This is a genomic window from Methylocystis sp. MJC1, assembly GCF_026427715.1.
In the GTDB taxonomy this organism is placed as follows: Bacteria; Pseudomonadota; Alphaproteobacteria; order Rhizobiales; family Beijerinckiaceae; genus Methylocystis.
In genome coordinates this window covers 194,095-217,569 of sequence record NZ_CP107559.1, presented here as the reverse complement: position 1 = coordinate 217,569, position 23,475 = coordinate 194,095, and the positions used below count along the sequence as shown (strand labels likewise).

The 23,475-nt window shown below is 60.6% G+C and carries 19 protein-coding genes; 9 read left to right on the top strand and 10 right to left on the bottom strand.

The window, feature by feature from the left end; all coding sequences use genetic code 11:
* The first annotated feature begins 114 nt into the window (after positions 1–114).
* Positions 115–966, top strand: a complete 852-nt coding sequence (locus OGR47_RS19810; RefSeq protein ID WP_165050694.1) for a tryptophan 2,3-dioxygenase — start codon at positions 115–117, stop codon at positions 964–966.
* Positions 966–2,171, top strand: coding sequence for an aminotransferase class V-fold PLP-dependent enzyme (locus OGR47_RS19805; RefSeq protein ID WP_165050696.1), 1,206 nt, complete (start codon positions 966–968; stop codon positions 2,169–2,171). The genes OGR47_RS19810 and OGR47_RS19805 overlap by 1 nt, the downstream gene beginning before the upstream one ends.
* Positions 2,172–2,224: 53 nt before the next feature.
* On the opposite strand, the gene OGR47_RS19800 is transcribed toward OGR47_RS19805, so the two are convergent.
* Complete coding sequence (locus OGR47_RS19800; RefSeq protein ID WP_165050698.1) at positions 2,225–2,584, bottom strand: (2Fe-2S) ferredoxin domain-containing protein; 360 nt, start codon at positions 2,582–2,584, stop codon at positions 2,225–2,227.
* 609 nt (positions 2,585–3,193) lie between these two features.
* Here OGR47_RS19800 and OGR47_RS19795 point away from each other — a divergent pair.
* Together OGR47_RS19795 and OGR47_RS19790 are read left to right on the top strand one after the other, a co-directional pair.
* On the top strand, positions 3,194–5,686 hold the full coding sequence (locus OGR47_RS19795; protein ID WP_165050788.1) for an arylsulfatase: 2,493 nt from the start codon (positions 3,194–3,196) through the stop codon (positions 5,684–5,686).
* 105 nt (positions 5,687–5,791) lie between these two features.
* Positions 5,792–8,068, top strand: coding sequence for a tetratricopeptide repeat protein (locus tag OGR47_RS19790; protein WP_165050700.1), 2,277 nt, complete (start codon positions 5,792–5,794; stop codon positions 8,066–8,068).
* Positions 8,069–8,081: 13 nt separating this feature from the next.
* Here the strand turns inward: OGR47_RS19790 and eutB are convergent, their stop codons facing one another.
* Positions 8,082–10,277 (bottom strand): ethanolamine ammonia-lyase, encoded by a 2,196-nt coding sequence (gene eutB / locus OGR47_RS19785; protein WP_165050702.1) that lies wholly within the window; start codon positions 10,275–10,277, stop codon positions 8,082–8,084.
* Between the two features lie 207 nt (positions 10,278–10,484).
* Entirely contained in the window at positions 10,485–11,003 is a 519-nt protein-coding gene (locus OGR47_RS19780; protein ID WP_165050704.1) for a CAP domain-containing protein, read from the bottom strand.
* A gap of 338 nt (positions 11,004–11,341) precedes the next feature.
* Between OGR47_RS19780 and OGR47_RS19775 the strand changes: the two genes are divergently transcribed.
* Both OGR47_RS19775 and OGR47_RS19770 read left to right on the top strand, forming a co-directional pair.
* The gene (locus OGR47_RS19775; RefSeq protein WP_246729632.1) at positions 11,342–13,144 is read left to right on the top strand and encodes a family 1 glycosylhydrolase; all 1,803 of its coding nucleotides are present in this window, start codon (positions 11,342–11,344) and stop codon (positions 13,142–13,144) included.
* A 58-nt stretch (positions 13,145–13,202) separates the two neighbouring features.
* Positions 13,203–13,661, top strand: coding sequence for a hypothetical protein (locus OGR47_RS19770; RefSeq protein WP_246729633.1), 459 nt, complete (start codon positions 13,203–13,205; stop codon positions 13,659–13,661).
* Positions 13,662–13,696: 35 nt separating this feature from the next.
* On the opposite strand, the gene OGR47_RS19765 is transcribed toward OGR47_RS19770, so the two are convergent.
* Together OGR47_RS19765 and OGR47_RS21830 are read right to left on the bottom strand one after the other, a co-directional pair.
* Complete coding sequence (locus OGR47_RS19765) at positions 13,697–14,230, bottom strand: c-type cytochrome (RefSeq protein ID WP_165050708.1); 534 nt, start codon at positions 14,228–14,230, stop codon at positions 13,697–13,699.
* 135 nt (positions 14,231–14,365) lie between these two features.
* Entirely contained in the window at positions 14,366–14,656 is a 291-nt protein-coding gene (locus OGR47_RS21830) for a hypothetical protein (protein WP_306792326.1), read from the bottom strand.
* An 87-nt stretch (positions 14,657–14,743) separates the two neighbouring features.
* Here OGR47_RS21830 and OGR47_RS21825 point away from each other — a divergent pair, with 87 nt between their 5' ends.
* From OGR47_RS21825 to OGR47_RS19750, 3 genes are all read left to right on the top strand, one after another.
* Positions 14,744–14,950, top strand: a complete 207-nt coding sequence (locus OGR47_RS21825; protein ID WP_306792327.1) for a hypothetical protein — start codon at positions 14,744–14,746, stop codon at positions 14,948–14,950.
* 187 nt (positions 14,951–15,137) lie between these two features.
* Positions 15,138–15,830: a response regulator transcription factor gene (locus tag OGR47_RS19755; protein WP_165050713.1), complete on the top strand. Its 693-nt coding sequence runs from the start codon at positions 15,138–15,140 to the stop codon at positions 15,828–15,830.
* Between the two features lie 349 nt (positions 15,831–16,179).
* Positions 16,180–17,190, top strand: coding sequence for a sensor histidine kinase (locus tag OGR47_RS19750; protein ID WP_306792328.1), 1,011 nt, complete (start codon positions 16,180–16,182; stop codon positions 17,188–17,190).
* A gap of 554 nt (positions 17,191–17,744) precedes the next feature.
* Here the strand turns inward: OGR47_RS19750 and OGR47_RS19745 are convergent.
* From OGR47_RS19745 to OGR47_RS19725, 5 genes are read right to left on the bottom strand one after another with little or no spacing between them, the layout of a single operon-like run.
* Entirely contained in the window at positions 17,745–18,938 is a 1,194-nt protein-coding gene (locus OGR47_RS19745) for an MFS transporter (protein ID WP_165050717.1), read from the bottom strand.
* Between the two features lie 15 nt (positions 18,939–18,953).
* Positions 18,954–20,180, bottom strand: a complete 1,227-nt coding sequence (locus tag OGR47_RS19740; protein WP_165050719.1) for an IucA/IucC family protein — start codon at positions 20,178–20,180, stop codon at positions 18,954–18,956.
* A gap of 23 nt (positions 20,181–20,203) precedes the next feature.
* Positions 20,204–21,091 (bottom strand): DUF1259 domain-containing protein, encoded by an 888-nt coding sequence (locus tag OGR47_RS19735; protein WP_165050722.1) that lies wholly within the window; start codon positions 21,089–21,091, stop codon positions 20,204–20,206.
* Positions 21,092–21,115: 24 nt separating this feature from the next.
* A complete protein-coding gene (gene chrA, locus OGR47_RS19730; protein ID WP_165050724.1) occupies positions 21,116–22,489 on the bottom strand; it encodes a chromate efflux transporter in 1,374 nt (457 codons plus the stop codon).
* A complete protein-coding gene (locus tag OGR47_RS19725; RefSeq protein WP_165050793.1) occupies positions 22,486–23,313 on the bottom strand; it encodes a chromate resistance protein ChrB domain-containing protein in 828 nt (275 codons plus the stop codon). Before OGR47_RS19725 ends, chrA begins: the two co-directional genes overlap by 4 nt.
* Positions 23,314–23,475: the final 162 nt, after the last annotated feature.

Sequence of the window (23,475 nt, the reverse complement as noted above, 5' to 3'; positions counted from 1 at the left end):
ATGTAAGGGGACGACAAGCTCGACGTCACCAGAGAACTGGTCAGGGCGCGCGTGTATTTTTTGCGCCCTCTTTGATCCACGCAGCGAGCCCCTTCGCTGCTGAGCCGCATGACAATGACTGAGCCGCAGCCGATCCGCCCGCTTGAAGACCAAATCGACCGTAATCTTGCGGGGCGCATGACCTACGCGGATTATCTGAAGCTCGACGCCTTATTGAGCGCGCAGCGCCCGCTCAGCACCGAGCACGACGAGATGCTGTTCATCATCCAGCATCAGGTGGCCGAGTTATGGTTCAAGCTGATCCTGCATGAATTGCGCGCCGCCCGCAGCGCCATTATGCGCGACACGCTCGACACCTGCGAGAAAATTCTCTCTCGCGTGAAATGCATAGAGCGGCAGCTTTTCGACCAATGGTCGGTGCTCGAGACGCTGACGCCAAGCGATTACGCCAAATTCCGACCTATGCTCGGGCCGGCGTCGGGCCTGCAATCCTACCAGTATCGCGCGGTCGAATTCATCCTTGGCAACAAGCAGAAGGACGTTCTCCAGCTTTTCGCGCATGATGCAAAAATTGGCGAGGAGCTACGCCGCGAGCTCGAAAGTCCGAGCCTCTACGACGAATTCCAGCGCTATCTGGCGCGGCATGGCCACGCGGTGCCCCAGTCCTGCCTTAGCCGGGACTGGAGCGCGCCCTATGTGCGGAATCCCGCCCTCGTGCCGGTGTTCGAGCGCATCTATGCGGAGCCTTCCGCCCATTGGCCGGTCTACGCCTTGTGCGAAAAGCTCATCGACATAGACGAGCTGTTCCAGCTCTGGCGCTTCCGGCACGTCAAGACTGTGGAACGTATCATCGGCTTCAAGAAAGGAACCGGAGGCTCGTCGGGCGTGGCCTTCCTGCGGCGGATCGTCGACTATGTCTTCTTCCCCGAATTGCTCGACGTTCGCACACGGATCGGATCGATGTGATGGATGACATCACGACTGCCGTGGCTGCTCTAGGGCCGGGACCTCTGCAGGACGCGTCGCTGCGCTGCTGCGTCGATCCGCTATTTTCCAATGTGCTCGGCACGAATCCGGGCAAAATTTATCTTGCAAACCATTCTCTCGGGCGTCCGCCCGACAGCATGCAGGCAGACCTCATGCGCTTTGCGGCCGCCTGGTACGACGATCTCGGCGGCGCCTGGGATGAATGGCTCGCAGCGGTGGGCGCCTTTCGGACCGATGTGGGCGCCTTGATCAACGCGCCGGAGCCGGGATGCATCGTCCCGAAAAGTAGCGCCGGCCAGGGGCTGAGGGCGGTGCTGAACTGTTTCGACAGGCCGATCCGCGTGCTGACGACGCGCAGCGAATTCGATTCGATGGATTATCTGTTGAAAAGCTTCGCTGGTCGCGGGCGCGTGGAGCTACAATGGATCGCGCCGCGCTCGGACGGGCTGTACCGGGAAGAGGATTTCATCGATGGGCTGGGGCAAAGGCCCGATCTCGTCGTTTTTTCTCTCGTTTTTTACGACACCGGGCAGTGGTTGCAGGATGCGGCGGCGATCGTGCATGCGGCGCGAGAGCAGGGGGCTTGCGTTCTCATCGATCTCTACCATGCCGCCGGCGCTCTGCCGGTCGACGTCCAAAGCCTCGATGTTGATTTTGCGATTGGCGGTTCCTACAAATATCTGCGTGGCGGGCCGGGCGCGGCTTGGCTCTATGGCAATCCCCGGCGGCTCGCGACGATGCGCACCTTGGACACGGGCTGGTTCGCGCGCCCCCAGCCTTTCAACTTCACCCGGGCGGAGGAAGCGCGCGTTGCGGCCGGTGGCGACGGCTGGCTCGAGTCGACGCCGGCCATCGCGCCCTTCTATCAGGCGCGCGCCGGTCTCGAATTCACACTCGCGATGGGCGTTGAGCGGCTGCGCGCCCATTCGCTCGCGCAATGCGCGCGGCTCCAGGACCTGCTTGCCGCAAACGGCGTCGAGACTCTACATCCCGGCGCGCCGCGCGGCGCCTTCGTCGCAATCCGCGCGCCACAAGCCGGTGACTGCGCGCGCAGGCTCAAGGAGGCCGGCGTCGTTTGCGACGCGCGCGGCGACATATTGCGTTTCTGTCCCGATATTCTGACCAAGCCTGAAGAAATGGAAGACGCGGCGCGGCTCATCGGCAGCGCCCTTTCAGCTGGTTAGGGGGCGCCGCCACCTTATCAGTAACCGCTTGCGCCCTCGGCCTCGCCACCGCGTTACGCGGCCATTGGCCCCGCGATGCGCAGTTCGTCCACGATCATGCCACCGACAAGGTGTTGCGAGATAATCTTGTCGAGGTTCTGTGGTGTGCATCGGCCGTACCAGACGCCCTCTGGATAGACGACCGCAACGGGCCCGCTGGTACAGATCCGCAGGCAATCCGCCTTAGTGCGCTGGATGCCGCCAGCCTCGCTCAGGCCGAGCTCCTTCAGCCTTTTCTTCAGATGGTCCCAGGACCGGGCGGCCAGTTCGTCGCTGCAACAGGCCTGCTGGCTGCATCTCACGCAGAGGAAAATGTGACGGCGCGTTGCGTCGAGACCTAACTTAGCGGCTTTTTTGCTAGCTTCAGAGAGCATGCTTGGCTTTCGGCTGGGATGCGATCGAAGACGCCTTCTTGGTTTAGCACAGCACGCAATCGACCACTCCTAAATGTAGCCATATCACATCAACCCTCATCGGAGCACAATAGATAGGCCGTCGCGGCGCCCTCGTTCGAGGTCCGGCCGGACTGGGCGCCGTATCGGGCGAACGGGGCGGTTGTCGTGGTGGGCTTGCTCCAAACCAAGCCCGGCGCGTTGCCCGGGCAAATGGTTTTTGCCCGACTGCGTCACGGTGTGTTGGCAGTCCGTCATGGTATGGACCGCCAACACACCGCTCCGTGCGCGCGTGTTTTTGCTTTTCTATTTTCTCGCTGCGCAAGCTGTTGGCGATCTTCCCCTCGTCGCCATTGCACCCGCCTTGAGCATAGGCTCGCGGTCAAAATACATGAGGTCACGTTCATTTGAAGTTGTGGAAACTACGCTGTTTTCGACTCGGTCGCGCTTTAGGCGAAGCGCAGGCCGATCACCACTCCCTTTGCCAGACTTTGCCAAGGGCGACTCCATTCACCTTCAAATGCCTATTCGGTCCAATTGACGCGGACTGCGCGGGGATCAATGATGCGATCATTGCAGAATTTGGAGGCGATGATGCGGATATTTGCCTTCGTTCTATTGATGTCTATCAACATCGGATGGACGCCCGCCCCGGCTCAGCAAATCCATGGAATACCGGGCGCGCCCGACGCCACGGTCACGCTCGACGGAAAACAATTGCCGCCGCCGCCTTTCAAATTCGGCGGCAAAATCGGCGAGACCGCGAAGGATTCGAAGCCTTTTTGGCCGCCCCGCGTCGTACCGCCCAAGGGCGCTCCGAATATTCTCCTGATCATGACAGATGACGCGGGCTATGGCGTTCCCGGCACCTTCGGCGGCGTGATCCCGACGCCGTCATTGGATCGCATCGCCAATAACGGGCTACGCTACACCAACTTCAATTCTACCGCGCTCTGTTCGCCGACGCGCGCAGCACTCATCACCGGACGCAACCACCATTCTGCTGGCTTTGGCGTCGTCTCAGAGCAGGCGACCGGCTTCCCAGGCTACGACTCGGTAATCCCCCCAGATAAGGCGACCATCGGTCGAATCCTGAAGGACAACGGCTACCACACCTCCTGGTTCGGCAAGGATCACAACACGCCGGAATTCCAAGCCAGCCAAGCTGGCCCGTTCGATCAATGGCCCACCGGCATGGGCTTCGAATATTTCTACGGTTTCATCGGCGGCGACACCAACCAATGGCAGCCGAATCTCTTCCGCGACACGACGCAGATATACCCCTTCATGGGCAAGCGGGGCTGGAACCTGACCACGGCCATGGCGGACGACGCCATCGACTACATCAATCGCATGAACGCGTTGACCCCCGACCAGCCGTTCTTCGTCTATTACGTGCCGGGCGGGACACATGCGCCGCACCATCCGACTCCGGAATGGATAAATAAGATCAGCGAAATGCATCTCTTCGACCGCGGCTGGAATGCGCTGCGCGATCAGATCTTCGAAAACCAGAAGAAACTCGGCGTCATCCCACAGAACGCCAAGCTCACCGAGTGGCCGGACAAGCTGCTGAAGCGCTGGGAGGCCCTCTCGGACGAGGAGAAGAAGCTGTTTCTGAGGCAGGTCGATATTTTCGCCGCCTATGTCGCCTACACCGACCATGAAATCGGCCGCGTCATTCAGGCCGTCGAGGACATCGGCAAGCTGGACAATACGCTGGTCATTTACATCGAAGGTGACAATGGCACGAGCGCCGAAGGCACGATGATTGGCACGCCAAATGAAATCGCCATGTTCAATGGCGTCAATCCGACAGTCGAGGAGCAGCTCAAGTTTTTCTACAGCATCTGGGGCACGGATCAGACATATAATCACATGGCCGTGCCATGGGCTTGGGCCTTCGACACGCCCTTCTCATGGACGAAGCAAATCGCATCGCATTTCGGCGGCGTGCGCCAAGGCATGGCGATCTCTTGGCCCGCCGTCATCAAAGACAAGGGCGGCGTCCGTAACCAGTTCCATCATATGATCGACATTGCGCCGACCATTCTCGAAGCGACGCATGTCCGTGCGCCCGAGTCCGTTGACGGCATCAAGCAGGCGCCAATCGAGGGCGTCAGCCTGATGTACAGCTTCGACGCCAAAAACGCGGAAGCGCCGTCGCCTCACAAGACTCAGTATTTTGAGATGATGGGCGACCGCGCGATCTACCACGACGGCTGGATCGCCAGCACGAAGGTCGCGCGCTACCCTTGGGACAATTTCGCGCCCCCGACGGACCTCCTGACGCTCCCATGGGAGCTTTATGACCTGCACAACGATTGGACGCAGGCCGAAGATCTCGCTGAAAAGAACCCGAAGAAGCTGAAGGAGCTGCAGACGCTTTTCACGCAGGAAGCCAGAAAATACCAGGTCTTTCCGCTCGACAACTCCTTGGTTGCTCGCGCCATTACTCCCAAGCCGAGCATCACCGCGGGGCGCAATGAATTCGTCTGGACGGAGGCGATGACCGGCACGCCGAATGGCGACGCCCCGTCGATCCTGAACGCTTCCTATGCCTTCAAGGCCGACATAGACCTTCCGAAGGACGGCGGCGATGGCATGCTCATCACCCAAGGAGGCCGGTTCGGAGGCTACGGCTTTTATTTGCTCAAAGGCAAGCCGATCTTCACTTGGAACCTGGTGGGCCTCAAGCGTGTGCGGTGGGAAGGGCAGGCGCTCGCGCCGGGGCGTCACGAGCTGGAATTCGACTTCAGATACGACGGTATTGGCATGGGCACGCTCGCCTTTGGCAGCATCAGCGGCATCGGGCGGAGCGGAACCGGCATACTTAAAGTCGATGGCAAGGAGGTCGCACGTCAGACGATGGAACGGACGATCCCTATCATCCTCCAGTTCGACGAAAGCTTGGACATCGGCTCCGATACGCTCACGGGAGTCGATGACCGCGATTACCAACCGCCATTTGCCTTCAACGGCAAGATCAACAAAATCACGCTGACGATCGATCGTCCGAAGCTCACTCCGGAGGACGAGAAGCAGTTGATCGAAGCAGAGAAGGCCAAGAAGACGAGCGAGTGATCGTCCCTCTTACTCACAAAGCGTGAGGTGGCGTCGCAGGCGCAGAGGTGGCGCGCGTGGCTGTAATACCGAGTCGCGCAGTTCCTCTTTTCCGAAGGACGCTCCATGTCGCAAGTTTTCCGATTGGCGCTTGCGTTTTTGTTCGCCTTGGCCGCCGACGTCGCGAAACCGCAGGAAGCGCGCTATGTCGGCTCCGCCGCCTGCGCTTCCTGTCACAAGATGGAGAGTGACGACTGGCTGCAATCACAGCATAAGGCCGCCATGCAGGAACCGGCCGACGCGACGGTGCTTGGCCGCTTCGACGGCGCGGCCTTCATCAAGGACGGCGTCAAGACGCTCTTCTCGAAAGACGGGGACGGCAAATTCATCATCCGCACTGATGGCCCGGACGAAAAGCCAGCGGATTTTCCGGTCCAATATGTCTTCGGTCTTTACCCGCTCCAGCAATATCTCCTCGAACTGCCGGGCGGGCGGTTGCAGGCTTTCGGAATCGCCTGGGATGCGCGCCCGGCCGAGCGGGGGGGCCAGCGTTGGTATGATCTCTACCCCGGTCGAAAGGTCTCGCCGGGAAACCCGCTTCATTGGACCGGGATCGACCAGAACTGGAACTACCAATGCGCTTGGTGTCATTCCACTAATCTGCGCAAGAATTACGATCCGGCGACTGGCTCCTTCTCGACGACTTTTTCAGAAATCGGCGTCGGCTGCGAGGCCTGCCACGGGCCGGCGTCGGAGCATCTGGCATGGGCGGCGAAGCCGAATCAAACGCCGCATCGCGGCTTCGCGCTCGGCCTCGATCAACGCAAAGGTGTCAGCTGGTCTCCTAGCGCCTCCGGGATGGCGACGCGCATCGGTCCGCCCGTGAGCGATAAAGAGGCGCTCGTCTGCGCTAGCTGCCATGCGCGACGCCAGCAATTCTCTGACGACGCGCTCGCTGTGGCGCGCTTCTACGACGCCTTCCGTCCGGTGGGGCTGGACGAAGGGCTCTATCATGTCGACGGCCAGCAGCGAGACGAGGTCTATATTTTTGGTTCGTTCATCCAGAGCCGTATGCATGCGGCCGGCGTCACCTGTTCGGATTGCCATAATCCGCACTCGGGGAAGTTGCGCCTCGCGGGCAACGCCGTCTGCAGCCAATGTCACACAGCGGCGGTGTTCGACGCGCCGCCCCATCACCATCACGCACAGGGCTCCGCCGGCGCGCAATGCGCGAACTGCCATGTGCCGGCGGCGATTTACATGGGAGTCGACGCGCGGCGCGACCACTCGATGCGCAATCCGCGGCCCGACCGCACGGCCTCACTCGCGACGCCCAACGCCTGCAACAATTGCCATGCCAACAAAAGTGCTGCTTGGGCGGTCGAAGCGTTGAAGTCCTGGGGCGCGGGCGCAAAACCGGGCGCGCAGACCTTCGCCGAAGGCTTCCGTCGCGCGGATCGCGGCGCGCCCGGCGCCGTGCCAGCGCTGGCGCACATCATCGAGGATGACAGTCAGTCCGCCATTGCGCGAGCGAGCGCGCTCCAGCGCCTGAGCCAGGCCCCGACGCAAGCAGCGCTCGACATTGCGATGCACGCGCTGGCGGGGAGGGAGCCAATGGTGCGCACATCCGCGATCGCCGTCCTCGCCAACGCCGATGCGGCGAAAAAGCTGCGGACGCTGGCGCCCTTGCTTGGCGATCAGGCGCGTGTCGTGCGCATGGATGCGGCGCGGGCACTCGCGGGGGATGCCGAGGTTGATTTGTCGCCGGCCGATCGCCTCGCCTTCGAAAAGGCGCTCGAGGAATATATCGCAGCGCAGGCGTTCAACGCCGAGCGGCCGGAAAGCCACGCCAATCTCGGCGCGCTACACCTTGCGCGCGGCCTGTCTGAGGCAGCGCGCGCCGAATATGAAAAAGCGCTCGCGCTCGACAAAACCTTCGCACCAGCCGCAATCTCGCTAGCCGAAATCGAGCGCATGAGCGGCGACGAGCTCGCGGCCGAAATCACATTGCGCAAATCGCTTGAGCAAAATCCAGATTCCGGCTCACTCGCTCATGTCTTGGGCCTGAGCCTCATCCGCCAAAAGCGCATGGCCGAGGCGCTGGAGAAGCTTGAGCAGGCGGTGAAATTTTCGCCGGACGACCCGCGGTTCGCTTTTGTTTACGGCGTCGCCCTGCACGATGCAGGCGCGCCTGAGAAAGCTCTCGCAGAGTTGAACCGTGCGCTTGGGCGTCATCCTTTCGATCGGGATATCTTATCGGCGCTGGCGTCCTATGAGGCGAAGGCGGGGGACTCGAAAGCGGCGCTGGCGCATGTCCAGCTCCTGGTCGAGCTCGACCCGGAAGACCGATCCGCCAGAGCCATGGCGTCGGCGATCGAGGCGAGGGCGGCGCGAAGACACTAGCGTTCGCTCTCTGTCAGAGCAAAGGCTTCTCGCCAGCGGTTTCGGCTTTCTGCAAAAGATTCCCCAAACGGTTTCCTCCGGCTCTATGGGTCATCATCTGTTCGACGCGCTCGGCAATCATGGCCGCAGCTTGAGCCGGTGGAGTCCCCATTTCATAGATATTGGAGACGACCGTATATTCATAGCGGCTCGCAGCGTTACCCACCATCGTCTCCTCGCCTGAAACCCTATAGGCAAGATAAGCTGACATGCTGCGCGATGAAATACCGTCGCCGCCGGGCCGCTCGCCGATCAGCGTGACGATGATCTTTGGTTTCAGGGCTTCGCCGATTGCCTCGGCAAGCTTGACGCGTCCATAGGGCGCAATCAGCGGCGTTCCCACGCGAATGCCGAGGCGCGACAGCGAGTCGAGCAAGGCCGGCAAGAGAGCCGGGACATTGTGGTGAATCGCCTCGGCGCTCAACCCGTCCGAAACGACGATCTGCACGTCCGAACCGTCGGGCTCCAGCATCTCCAAGGACTCGAGGTCCAGCAATGATCCAAGTTCCGGATTGCTAAGATGCTCGAACTTTGTCGCCGCCCGGGTCTGAATCGGCCGCATCGGCGTCGGCCCTAGCCTTTGCGGTGAGAGCTCCGCATAGATCGCTTCCCGCGCCAGAGCCAGATTGGCCCGCGTCCTTCTAGAGACGGCATTGGAAGGTCTGGGGCCGGCGTTTTCCCAGCCATAGGCGATCGGCAGTTTGCGCTGCAGTTTCTCGAGTTCCAAATCAGAGCCGCAAAATATGCCTGGATTGCCCCAGTTCGGTCCCCGTCGCAGACCTCCGGTCTCATCTCGGTTGAATATGCCGCGCTCGGTCGCCCAGGCTGTGAACTCGGGCGCTGGTTCCCGCGCGAAGATCTCACGCAACGTCTGATCGTCGTGTGACGAGGTGTCGAAGTAGGCCAGCATTCGATCGACACTGAGATAGACGTCCATAAAATAATTGGCGCCTGCCGCTGTCAGGAGCTCCGTTGCAATCTGCTGTCCTTCGGGTGTGATTTCGGAGTGCAGCGTATAGCATGGGGCCATACCCATCGGCAGTCCGAGCAGCTTGCCCATGAAATGATCCTGCAGATTCGATAGGATCATCTCCATGTTGCTGCGATGGGTCTCGGGCCCGATAAAACCAGTGACATTATTGACCATGAAAGGGTCGTAGCGACGGGCCAGCGTATAGCAAAGCGCCTCGGCGGTCGTCATGTCGACTCCGTTGTGCTTGCCGTAGCTCAATTCGCTGCCCTGGCCGGTCTCGAAATACATGAACTGCCGAGCAGCGCCCCGCAAGGGACCGCGTTCCGCCATGGCGCGGTAGCAACGATCCAGAAGCTCTATGTCGCAATCGAACTCTTCGACGAGCGTGCGCTGTGTGCCGGCGAGGCTTTGAAACATAATTTCGACCGGCGCATCATTTTCGAGACAGGCAAGTTGCGTGCGGATGTGAGATAGAACGCAGATTTGCGTGGGCGCCCCCGTTTCGCGCCGCAGCCGGTCGATGTGACGCAGAAGCGACGTCGTATTCTCGATCGTGTCGAGGGCCGGGTTTATCCCGATCAAAGCGTCCCCGGCCCCGAGGCTCAACCCGGTGTAGACGAGCAGGGTTATGGCGGCGAGGTCATCCGTCGCATGGTTGGGCTGAAGGCGGGAAGACAGCCTGTTGGGTAGGCCGATCGTGGTTCGGGCGGTCGTCGAGGTCGTGATTTTACGGCTCGCGTAAATGAGTTCATGCACATCCATGAGCTTGGTGATCGCCGCCGCCATCACTGCAGTGAGTCCGCGCCCAAAACGCGTAACGTCGGCGTCGGCTCCACTGAGGATGAAATCCTTTGCCGCTCCGACAGTCAGAGGGGCCGCACTCCTGAAGACCTCTGGGTTGATGTCGTAGCTGACCCCCATGACGTCGTCGACGCGGCCGTCGTCGTCGGTGAGCGGCGCGTCGTAGATCTCTTGGAGCGTCAAATCGGAAAGAATGGCGCGCGCCGCCTCACGCTCGATTTCGCTTTTCGCCGCCAGGCCCGCCAATCGGTCGCCCGCCTTGTCGAAATCCGCCGCGCCGAGGAGGCGTTTGAGCCCCGGGAAGACGAAACGCCGATCTAAAAGCGAAATCTCGTAATTTGTGCCGGGCTTCGGCGCCGGAACGCGAATGTCTGAAAGCGACCTGAGCGCGGGCATATCCATTCCCTCGTTTCGCCGAGCCCTTGCTGAACACAGGCCAATTAGTGCGGTCGTGTGGCTTTGGAACTCTGGCCTGCACGGCGGGCGTCGAGTGGGCGCCGCTCGAGGGCTTATTCGCGACCTTAACTTAAGGAAGAAGCGCGAGGGTACTCTTGGATATTCTCAACCCGGCCCTAACCCCTTTTTGCCATTCGGGTAAGCCGCTCAATCAGTCATTATGAGAGCCCAGTAGATTTTATATCTCGCGTCGGGAGCATATGCGGCCGCGACCCCCATCCGGGTGACGTGTGGTTCGAGCAAATTCCGATTATGGGAATCGGATCGCCGCCAGCCCGAGAAGACCGCGGCAAACGTGTTGTAACCGCCAGAAACATTCTCAACGGCATAAGACGAGCCGCGGCCAATCGCTGCAATTCTCTTTGCGAAAGAGCCGTCAACATGATGATCCAGCTGACCGGCTTGCGCCATTGCGTTAGCCTGAATTTGCGCCGCTTTCTGCAGCACCGGATCATTCGCCACCAGAGAAAGCCCATTGTTCTGACGGTATAGCGAGATCGCGTCACGGGCTGCGCGCTGGTCAAGGACGGCGCCGCCCGGCGCCAGCGAATGGTGAGGGGGCAGCTCCGGAGAGAGGATCGCTGCCCCTGGGTCACCGAGGTTGCACCCACCGAGGGTTAGGGCCAAGCCTACGAGGAGGCGCTTTTTGACGATACTGCTGTGCATGAGGCTTTAAAGGGCCTGTGAGAAAGGCGACCGGCGGGCTCCCGTCTAAAGCCTGACCGACGGCAAAAATAGGGCGACCATCTCTGCTCCTCTGCAACTCGCAAAAACGACGTGTCGTCGTAAACCGCCACGGTCAGCCTGCTCGCTCCGAGAGCGCAAAATAATCCGAAGCCGCCAATTTCGAGAGCGCGCTCCTAAAGATGCTATCGCCCGCTCGCAACTCTGGCTGGAAGAGAGTAGCCCAGCAATTTCGTCAAAGGAGTAGGAACTTGCTGCGTCAGATGGGGTTCAGCACCGATTGGATGAATTGCCTGTAACGAGCCACCGACAGGCGCGGCATGATCCGGCATATCGCTTATCGCAAGGCAGTCCTCGCTGGCATGGCCGGGGCCATTGCTTGGGAGGCCGTGGCGCGTCCACTGATCCTGTCCGGCGTGCCTTACTTTGACATTGTCGGCACGCTTGGTACGTTGGCGCTTCCCCATGCGAGCCCCTGGGCGTGGTGGACGGCCGGAATGGCGCTGCATTTGTTGGTTGGAGCTATATGGGGCGTTTTTTACGCCTATTTCTTCTGGTCGGTCCTGCCGGTTCCGCCAGCGCTTCAAGGCTTCTTGTTTGCCTTTGTGCCCATGCCTTTGGCGCTCTTCATCATGCATCCGCAGTTCGAGCTCATGCACCCGCTCGTCCAACACGGCGAACTACCTTATTCCGGCTTGTTTGGCATTTCGGACGGCTTACACGAGCCAGCGTCGATCGTCGCCGGACATCTTATTTGGGGCACGATTCTTGGCCTCGTCTATGTCAAACCTGTCGGCTATGCGGCAAAGCGCCAGCCTGGCCAGATTGCGAAAGCGTCAAGATTGGCTCGTCCAATCGTCACGGCTCGCGAGCCGGCCGACGATAGGTTCATGTTCGCCACCGGCATCGAGTGCAGTTATCCAACTCTCAAAGGCGGGCGTTGGCGTATCGATGAGATGGCCGCTTGCGGCCACTATCGTCATTGGCGCACCGATCTCCGGCTCGTGCGCGACCTGGGCCTGCGCTACCTGCGTTACGGCCCGCCGCTGCACCTCATCAGCTACCGCAGGGGCCAATACGACTGGGCCTTTCTCGATGACGTCGCCGCCGAAATGCAGCGGCTCGGCATCACGCCAATCATGGACCTTTGCCACTTCGGCTTGCCCGATTGGCTGGAGAACTTCCAGAATCCCGAGACGCCGCATGCGCTCGCAGACTATGCGCGGGCGTTCGCTCAACGTTACGGTTGGGTGCGCCTCTACACGCCTGTTAACGAGATGTATGTGTGCGCCAAGCTCAGCGCGCTGGAAGGCTTGTGGAACGAGCAGCGCCGGGAAGAGCGCGCCTTCGTCACCGCAATTCGACATCTCGCCAAAGCCAGCGTGTTGATGATGCAGGCCATCGCTGTCGCAAAGCCGGATGTCGTGTTCATCAACAGCGAGAGCGGCGAGTTTTTTCAGCCTTGTTGCCCCGATCCGAAGATCCGGCGAATAGCCGATTTTGAAAACCAGCGGCGCTTCCTCGCCCTCGATTTGCTCTATGCCCGCGGCGTGCGTGAAGATATCCGCGATTATCTAATTCAAAATGGAATGCCGCCCGAGGAGTATGCGTGGTTCATGCAACAGGACGTTAGCCAGCGCGCCATCCTGGGCGTCGATTATTACGAATGGAACGAAAAGCTTATAGACACCCAGGGTAATGCGCAGGCGCTCGGCGAGCTGTTTGGCTGGTATGTCATCGCCCGCCAGTATTACGAGCGGTACCAAAGGGCCATGATGCATACGGAGACAAACTGCCTGGACGCTCGCGAGGCTCCGCGTTGGTTGTGGCGCCAATGGCACAACGTGCAATACATGCGCAATAGCGGCGTCCCCATCGTCGGCTTCACCTGGTATTCGCTTACCGATCAGGTGGATTGGGACATTGCGCTGAGGGAGCCGCTCGGAAACGTGAATCCGGTTGGTCTTTTCGACCTTAATCGCGATCCTCGCCTCGTTGGACTAGCCTACAAACACTTGATGACTCTTTTCGAGCCGGACCTTCGCCAGGCTCCTTCCATAGGCGCGGTGCTGGATGACGCCCTGCAGCTGACGATCCCACCGAAGAGAAGACGTCATGCTTAAGATCTTGCAAGCCCATGGATTGGACGCAGGTCCAACGCAGCGGCCGCTGCTGGCGGGCATGACGGCGAGCATTATTGCTGACATGCCAGCCTTGGGGTTGCTGAAAGCCTTTGGCTCGCTCGACGCCCTCGGTCAGGCGGCGCATTTCTCAGTCATAATCGCAGCCCTAGCCTATATCGGAATGATGCTGCTCGGCGGCCTGCTGTATGGTTGGCTGTTTCAGCGGGCGGCAAACGACCCGTGGGGCGGCTGGCTCTTTGGTATGGCTTTCGGGTTCGTGTTGTGGATGCTTGGGCCGATCCCGCTACTGCAATGGCTCCCCAAGCAGCCAATCCTGATCGGTTATCCGGCAGTCGGGCTTCTACTTGGCGAGTTGCTCTGGGGCTTAGTTTTGGGGATAGCTTTTCCCTTCGCACATCGTGCGCTGCGCGTAAGCTTGGATGGGCGGTTGGTCGCGCCTATGGCGAGCACGGGGCCAAAAGCCGCCTGCGATCCTCACTTGATGCGCCGGTCGTGAGAGTAGGGGAGACGCCGCCGGCCTTGTATCGGCCGTCAATGGCTGTGGGCATGCTCTCCATGGTCACCGGAGCCGCCAAACTCCCGTTCCATAGCAAGGAACTTGTCTGCGGTGATTTCCGGAAGACGATGGACGAACCCCACTAGATTCCAGATTTCCGCGTCGCTGTGTGTTGGGCCGAAAGCAGGCATTCCGGTCATCTTGATCCCATTCTTGATTATCCAGAATAGCTGCGCCGTGGTCCATTGCTTCGACGTCTCGGCGAGGTTCGGCGGCTCGGGGTCCATGCCCTTGCTAATGGGCCTGCGTTCTTTGCCGGGCGCTGAATGACAGATGATGCACATCTCATCATATTGCTCGAATCCCTTGCGCAGTTCCTCCTCAGTCCATGTTTCGCGCCCATCCTCTCCCGCACGCGCGCGCACGGAGTTTCGCATGACTGAGTGCAGGATTCCGAACTCTAATGTCGAGCCTCGCGCCGAGGCCGCCACGTTATAAGTGGCTGCAAATATGATGGCGCCGATCACCATGAGAACCACTGCGGCGATAAAGCCTAGCAAATATTTCATGGTCGATCGTCCCTAAATGCGACGCAGGTCGCGGCCGTCGCTATGGCGTTAGGCTCTCCTCAGACTCGTCGGAGCCGCTTGATCCAAACCGGCGCCGTTGCGCCGGTTTGTTCGATTGCTCGGCGCGACTGCGCCTCAATAAAGGTAGTTGTAGCAGACGTTGACCCATTGCCAGCCATAGGCCGTCCAGGTGCGTTGCCAGCATGAATCGTAGCCAGAGCCGTAAAGCCCATATCCGAGAAACGGCGCGAATGCGAAGAAGCGATGGTGGCGCCGAAATGCGAAATGATGAAACCCCGGATGCCCGAAGAAAGGTCGGGCAAACATTTGGTTATGGAAGCCTCGGAATCCAAAACGCGGTCCCATAAAGGCGCCTCCGACGTGAGGCGCGCCAAAGCCGCCGCCGAAGCCAGGACGCGGTCCCATGAGGCCGCCTCCGAAATGAGGAGCCCCAAAGCCCCCGCCGAAACCTCCGAAATGAGGTGCGCCGAAGCCCCCGCCGAAGCCTCCGAAATGAGGAGCCCCAAGACCTCCGCCAAAGCCGCCGAAATGAGGCGCGCCGAAACCCATGCCGCCGAAGTGCATCCCTCCGCCCCCGAAATGCATGCCGCCGCCGCCAAAGCCCCCAAAGCCACGGGCTACGGCTGGGCCTGTCGCGGCTGTCGCTACGCAAATCGTCAGGACCGCAAGACCACCGAGAAGCTTGCTGTTCATGGCTAACCCTCCAGATGCAGGTGGGGCGAAGGGAGGATTGAAACCCTTCGCGGAGGCGCAGATGGAAGGCGAAAAAGCTTCGTAATTCCAATGACAAATAAGTTATTTCCTGACAAAGAAGTAAGTTTGCGAGCCTGCCGCGTCATGGCAGATTTGTCGCTGCGCGCCATCGGGGTTGTCAGGATGTGCGATTATGTCTGAGCGACCGTGCCCCATCCTCATCGTTGAAGACGACGTCGAGATGGTTGAGCAGCTCGCGGACTCGCTGAAAATGCATGGCTACGACGTCGATGTCGCCGGATGCCTCGCCACCGGCTTAAGCAAGGCCAGAGCCACGCCGTATGGCGTGATCATTATCGATCGCCTGCTTCCGGACGGCGACGGGATCGAAATCATACGGAGTCTGAGAGAGGAAGAGCGGAATACGCCGGTCTTGATCGTCAGCGCGCTTGGCGAAATTGACGATCGCGTTCGCGGCCTGCGGGCGGGCGGCGATGACTATCTTGTCAAGCCCTTCGCCTTTGCTGAATTACTAGCGCGCGTGGAGGCGCTCGCGCGCCGGAGCGAAAGCGTCATCAAAGAGACCGTGCTCCGCGTCGGAGACCTGGAGCTCGATCTTCTCGCAAGGAGCGCGCGTCGCGGCTGCCGCGATATCGCCTTGCTGCCTCGCGAGTTCCGTTTGCTTGAATTCATGGTTCGCAATGCAGGACATGTCGTTACTCGGGCAATGCTGCTTCAGCATGTCTGGGACCTGCATTTCGATCCCATGACGAACATCATAGATGTTTACGTCAGCCGGATTCGGCGCAAGGTCGATTTTGGGGACGATTACCCGCTTTTCCATACAATCCGTGGCGTGGGGTTCTGCATCCGTGTTGCTAGCTAAGACCTTACGCTCGTCGACTTACAAGTTGGCGCTCGTCGCCATAGGCGTCTTCGGCGCGTTCGTCATTGCGCTCTTCGCTTATGTTCGCTGGTCCACTGTGGGTTATGTTCAGCACAACGTCGATCGTGAGATCGGGATCGACCTTTCCACCCTAACAGACGCCTATGTTGTCGGAGGACGGGCGGCTCTTGTTGCCCGCATCGGGCGACAGCGCGCGGATCCGCATTTCAAAGACGCCGCCTATCTGTTGGTCGATCCGTCTCTGACGCCGATCGCAGGGAATCTGGATCGATGGCCTGCGCTGCGGAAGGACGCGAGCGGCCCCGCAGAGATCGCTCCCTCGGGAGGGATGGGCCTGATCCGGGTGACATTCACTTCGCTCCCAAATGGGGACCGTTTGCTGGTCGGGCGAAAAGTCGACGGGCTGGATAGTTTTATCGGCGAGATCGACACGGCCCTTGGCTTAAGCGTCGTTCTTGTTTTCGTCCTTGCCGCAGCCGCGAGCGTTTCTGTGACACAGAGGACGGTCAGCCGGATCGAGGCCATCAACGCCACCAGCCGAGCCATCATGCAAAGCGGCTTGGACAAGCGCATACCGCTTCGTGGCTCGCATGACGAGTGGGATGAGCTTGCGGCAAATCTCAACATTATGCTCGAGCGCATTCAACTTCTGATGTCCGAGGTCAAGCAGGCGACGGATAATGTCGCCCACGATCTGCGAACGCCTTTGGCTAGAATGCGGGGACGCCTTGAAAAGGCGCGATTGCGAGAACGGGACAGCGGCCGAGATCAACTGCTGATAGAGGACACCATCGCCGACCTCGAGGACGTGCTGAGGATGTTCATGTCCTTGGTGAGGATTTCGCAGATAGAGGCCTACGATATTTCTAAATCGTTTCGGCGCGTAAACTTGGCGCAGATCGCGGATGAGATTGTCGAGCTGTTCGATGCTGCGGCGGAGAAGAGGAACATCCTTTTGCAGCGAAGCGGCGACAGCCAAGTGATGGTCAATGGCGACCGTGATCTGCTCTTCGACGCAATCGCGAATGTCGTCGATAACGCGTTGAAGTATGGGCCCGACGGAGGGCGCGTCGGCGTCGAAACAAGAGAGGCGATGAGCGGCGGCATGATTTGCGTCGTGGATAACGGGCCAGGCATTCCGGAAGGCGAGCGACAGAATGTTTTCAAACGCTTCTACCGCCTGGAAAGGAGCAGGGCCTCACAGGGCAACGGATTGGGGCTCAGCCTCGTATCAGCAGTCGCCCGCCTGCATGGCGCCGTGATTTCGCTGTCAGACAACTTTCCTGGTTTAACGGTTCAGCTGTCCTTCCCGCCGCTGCGGACGGAAGGAGAAAGTTAGGCTCGAATTCATGGCCTTCTTCTGTCGCGGCGCAACCGGCGATTTAGCTCACATGCCTCAAAACATTCCGGGCCCCGTAGTGAACAATCCGCCGCCTCCATAGTCGTAGTCGCTGCTTTGCCCCATTGGATAGGCGGCGCCACAAACGCCGCAACCACTAAATGCTGGATTAGCGGCGCCATAGGCAGCTGTAGGGGCCCCAGACCCGTAAATGGCTGGACTCCTCCCTGCGTAAAGCCCATAGCGGAAGCGTGGATGACCGTAATGCCAGCCCATATGCCAGCGATGGTGGCGATGTGGGTAAGGCCGCCAGTCAACCTGGTTGGCAGGCGACGGCAGGCTGATACCGCCCTTGTCAGCGACACTCATGACGCCTGCGGATGACGAATTTGGCAGGAGGGAAGCGGCAACTGCGGCGCAAAGCGCGCCCGCTGTGCTCAGGGTTCCTAAACTGGTCATCCGGCCCTCCTGCAGACTGCTTGAGACCCGTCAGTTAGGTCGTGAGACAAGCGCGTCCAGGGGCCTGCATGGCCGCGAGGCATCATCATGCCGGGCTACGCCTTACCCTCTTCGGGGGGCTTCAAAGAACTGAATTGCCACAGCAACAGCAGGTCGTAAATTATCTTGAGGCCGCCGCATATGATGAGAGGAGCGCCGGCCGAGGGCGACGAAAAAAGCCCTCCCGCGAGAGCGGGGCTAAGCGACGCCGCGAGGCTGCGAGGCACCGACGTGAAGCTTGCGGCGGCCGTTCGCTCGTCTTCGCAGACGACCGCCATCACATATGACGAGCGCGCCGGCACGTCCATTTGCGATAGCGCCGCCTGCAAGAGCAAAAAACCGATCGTGACCCCGAGGGATTGGGAGAGGGCGGCGGCGATAAGGCATAGGCTGGCCGGGATATGCGTATAGACCATTGTGTTTACCAAGCCGAAGCGCTTCGCAAGTCGTGACGCGACGGGATAGGAAAGCGAAGACAATATCCCCGACACGAAGAAGAAGGCGCTCGTCGCCGAGAGTGAAAGCCCCTTGTGAAAAAGCCAAAGCGCAAACAGGGACTGGACCAAGAAGCCTCCGGCAAAGGCGTCGAGGCTGAAAAGCGCCGCCAGCTTATAGACGATCTTGCGCGAAGGGCCGAGAACGGGGGCGTGCCCATCTCGGTGCGACAGCGGAGATAACGGAAGCCGGCTGTAAAGCAAGCCGCCGGCCAGACCGAGCACGGCATAGAGGGCGAACATCGCCCGAAGCCCCTCCAACTGCGACCATCCCATTCGCATCAGCAGATGAGGCATTGCAGCCGCCAGAGCCCCCGTGGCGCCGGCCAATCCGCCAACCAGACTGTAGCGCGCAAAAGCTTGCGTTCGGTCGGCATCCCCTGCTTCGCGTGCGAGAACGGCGTGCTCGACAGGCACGAAGAAACTCGCCGTGCTGGCCGATGGGTTCACCGAACCTAAGAAGGCGACAAGGAGCAGAACAAGATAGGAGTGTGTTAATGAAAAGGCGACGCCGGTGAGAGTCATCAGACCGGCGGTGAATATCAGCAGGCTCCGATGCTCGTAACGGGCGCCCAGGACGCCGATTGCGAGAGTAAGCAGCGCGGAGCCGAAGAGGGCCGTCCCTGCCAGCAGGCCGATCCGGGATGAGGAATAGCCGAGCGCCGTCAGGTAGACGGGCAGCAACACTGCGAAGAAACCGTCGCCGAAATCGCGGAGGCCCCGCGCCGCGACGAGTGACCGGAGCGGAGCCTTCATCGTCGCCTCGCAAATCTATCGCCATATTGGCGCTTGCCCCGTGTCCTCGAGATCGAAATCTCGTCCGGGAGGCGGGACGTCGGAGAAATAATAGGTCGTGTGCGCCGGGAAGACACGGTCAGCGTCTGGGAACGCCCGGTGGAAGATATCTCGCACCGCCTGGCGTATCGCTTCCTCGTTCGCCCCGTAGTGGAGCGACAAGAGGCGTAGAAGGTAATCGAAGAACCCGCGCCCCATGAAGCGGTCGTAGATCAAGCTGTAAAACTGACCCACCGGGTGCACCTTGTCTGGCCGCCGATCTATGTCGAGGAAGGGATTCGGCAAACCCGCTTTTTCGCGGGCGCCAAGGTCCACCCATACGTCGAAGTCACGGTGGACGATCCGGCGCGGCGTGAGCTTCTCGTCGACTTCGAGCAGAAGATTTTGGGCGTGGGATTGCAGGAGAAGCCCGAGCTCGTGCGCAACCTTCGACCAGCATTCGATGATCGGCGCGATAATCGCATGGACGACAAAAGACGCGGGGTCGGCTTGATGATGGTCGATCAGTTGCACCAGCAAAGGCGCCCGTCCGGGGTCGCGCCGATCCCCCGCATAGAGAGCGAAGCAGGGTATGAGGAAACGGCCGCCGATGATCGGCGGATAAGCCGTCGCTTCCCGTAGGAGGTAGCCCCAAGCTTCCTCTCCGGCGCCGAAAATGACGCCCAGGACCTCAGGCAGATAGGCGAACTTCGGGGAGTTGATGAAGGCAAGCTCGCGCGTCGCGGCGACCGCGTTGTGGATGTCCTTGCGCCGGAGCTTTCGTTTGAAGCGGGAGATGTAGAAGGGATAATGCAGCTTGATGAAGTGAGCTGGAACATTCCCGTCCGATTCCAGAACCAGCACCGTCCGAGTCGAAGCGGTGGGAGCGACGGGAATCTCGGGAGCCCGCGGCAGGGTGCGAATGTCAGCGAGTCCAGGAACCTCATCGCTCGCCCAAGCCTCCGGGTGGATGGGGAAAAGGACGCCTTCCTCTGTGAGATAGCGACTTGAAAGGCCCAAAGGACAACCAGCCTCATAGACCGAAACGCGTTCGGGCGGAACGAACACGGCGATAAGGTCGAATGAGGGCTGGTCACTTTCGGGGCGGTAGCAGGGCGCGGCTTCGGTCCGCGAGGCGAGGACGCTGTAGGTCTTCGCCCCTTCATCGACATATCTCTCCATGTAAAGGAGAGATCGCTCGCGCTTGACGTCATCGAGCTTCACGGCAAGCCTCTATTCTGCGCGCGTCAGCTCCTCGGCGCCACATGCAAGGTGTCGAGCCCCGCTCTCAAGCCGTGAGCCAATTTCACAGCATCGTCGTTGGCCCAGAAATGGACGAAGAAGAGCCTGGGCTCGTCATCGAGCATATGGTTATGCAGCGCGGTCACCTCGATCCCGTTGGATTGCAGCGCCTTCAAGAGCGGTTCAACTTCGTTTCCTGCCGCGACGAAATCCCCGCCGATCGCGGCTTTGCCATTTCCGGTCGGTTCGAAGTTGATGGCGATCGCCGTCCCCATAGCTGGGGCGACGGCCATTCCGCCTGCCTTGATGTTGTCGGCCCTTGGGATGCTGAACTGATAGACGCCGCCGTTGTTCTTACCCTGAGCGCCGAGCGCCTCATCCACTTGCGCGGTATCGAAATCGAGCTTTGGAGATTCGCCTGCCGGGCTGGCCGACGGCTCGAAGGGGGTCTTGGTCGCCGCGAGCGCCTCGCGAACAATCCCGGCAAGTTTGGCGGGATCTCCCTGCGCGTCGATGTGCATGTAGTAGGTGGCGGGGCTCGCGCGCAGCAGGTGGTTGTGCACGCCCGTCACTTTGACGCCATTTGCCAGCAAGGCGCGCATGACTGGCGTCACCTCGGTTTCAGTGAGCACGACGTCGCCCATCATCATGGCCGTGTGGCCCTTGGGTTCGAATGCGATCCATCCGCCGAGCGCGAGGCCGGGCTTGACGGCCACGCCGTCGAGCGTGACGTGGAGATCGCTGCGCGGCAGGCCGTATTTATGCACCGTCCCGACGACCATAGCCTTTTTGCCGATTGCGGAGTCGACCTGGGACCAGTCCACTTCCGCCGCAGAAGCCGACGCGGGGATGAGAAGGCCGAGCGCCGCGACTGTCGTGAGCGTCTTTTTCATGGGTTTCTCCTTTTCGGTGATTGTCTAGATCGCCCCCGCGAGAGATAGCCCCATCCCGCCCAGGCAGCAGGACACGAGGGTTTGGAGCATTCCGATTCGAAACCGGAAGATCGCTATCGCGGCGCCAACCGAGAGAGCGAAGCTCCACGAATCCACGCTCCCCAGCACGGGAGCGTCAAACGACAGCCCAAAGCCGTTCAGGGCGACGGTCTTGCGAAAGACCGTGTGGATTGCGAACCAGATGGCGAGGTTGAGGATAACACCCACCACGGCCGCTGTGATCGCGGCCAAAGCGCCCGAAAGCGCCTTGTTGGCGCGAACTCTTTCGATGTAGGGCGCGCCGAGGAATATCCAGAGGAAACAAGGAGCAAACGTCACCCAAGTGGCGAGCAAGCCGCCGAGAGCGCCCGCAAGCAATGGCGGCAAATCGCCCGGCGCGCGAAACGCCGCCGTGAAGCCCACGAATTGCAACACCATAATGAGCGGGCCGGGGGTCGTTTCCGCCATGCCAAGCCCGTTGAGCATCTCCGCAGGCGTCAGCCAGCGATAGTTTTCGACGGCCTGCTGGGCGACATAGGCGAGGACCGCGTAGGCGCCGCCAAAAGTCACCACCGCCATTTTGCTGAAGAACATCGCGATTTGTGAAAAGACGTTCTCGGCGCCGTTGGTGAATACAATCGCCGTGACAGGAACAAGCCAAAGCGCCAGCCAAATCGCGATTACGCGCAGCGCACGCTTCTTGGATGGCAGCGAATGAGGGGGCACGGCGTCGCCCAAAAGGCTTTCGCCATCCTCATGCGTCGAGCCATGCCCAGCAGCCGCGAAAGTGGGATTTCCACGCGCCGCTTCGATGTAGCCGATCAGCGCCGCTGCGAGGATGATCAGCGGGAACGGCACAGCGAAGAAGAAAATGCCGGCAAATGAAGCGGCGGCCAGAATGCGCATCGGTAAGGTTTTGAGGCCGCGCCTGCCAATCCGGATAACCGCCTCGGCGACGACGGCCAGCACGGCAGCCTTCAACCCAAAGAACAGCCCGGCAACGATCCCGACATTCCCCCAGAGCGCGTAGATGATGCTGAGCGCCATGATCGAGACGACGCCGGGGAGGATGAACAGCCCGCCGGCGATCAGCCCGCCGAGGGTTCGGTGCATGAGCCAACCGATGTAGGTGGCGAGCTGCTGGCCCTCGGGGCCAGGCAACAGCATGCAGTAGTTGAGCGCGTGCAGGAAGCGGCTCTCCGGCACCCATTTCTTTTCATCGACGATGATCCGGTGCATCACCGCAATTTGACCCGCAGGCCCGCCGAAGCTCAGCAAAGCGATGCGCGCCCAAACGCGGAACGCTTCACCAAGCGAAACGCCGTGTTGGCTCACATTGGTTTGGATATGCAGATTCACGGGGCTCTCCCTGACTTGGTTACAGGCCAAGTGTGGGGTTCGTCCGTTGCGTCTCTGCACCAACGATAAAAGGCGTCGTAAAGGGCCATCCCGGCTTCGAGCTGCTCAAGATCGTCCGCATACATGCGGGAGAGGCCGAGCGACGCCGCCAGCAGCCCTGCCGCCTCTGGGGCGAGATTAAGACGGGCCGTATCCGCGCCGCGCACGATGACAGCCAATCGCTGCAGAGGCTCTATCGCCAACCCCCATTCCTCGAGCATGGTGTCGAACGTGCAACGCTCGCCCCTATGGCTCCAAAACACGCCCTCCATATCGAAGGGGGCGCCGCCGAAACGCTCGGCGACGGCTGTCACCTCCGCCGGCGCCACGAATAGAAAGACGGCGGTTGGGTCGACGAAACGGCGGATGAGCCAGGGGCAGGCAATGCGATCGACTTTCGGACGGGAGCGCGTAACCCAGACCGTTCGCCCAAGAGCGTCCCGCTGAGGCAGCTTTGCCGCTTGGATGAGCGGGCCGTTGGCCTTGGCCCAGGCCTCATGCCCGCCAGTCAGGATGTCAGCGGAGGCGGCGCCGGCATGGCGCAACCAGGCGGCGACGCCTTCGCTGGCGTGCCCGCCCGTCCGATCAATGACAATGACTGCTTGCCCCACGAATTCCGGGGCCCAGTCTGCGACGGATTCGGCATGGCGACGTAATGCGCCCGGGAGGAAGCGAGGATCGGCCTTGTAGTCCTGATCCGCCCGCACGTCGATGAGGGCAGGACAATGCGGGACGCCGATGAGACGCGCAAGCTTGTCGGGGGAGATCGAGTTGATTGACGACATGGTGCGCCCTTGGTGGAAAAACCGGACGCGATTCTTGGGCATGTCGCCTCGTGGGGAGATCGCTTCCCCATGCGGCGACAATTTGCCGTCCCGGTAGTAGAAGTCAAGTCCCTCTCGTAATTCAATGTCTTCGGCGCTGCGCCGCGACGGCTCCGGCAACGC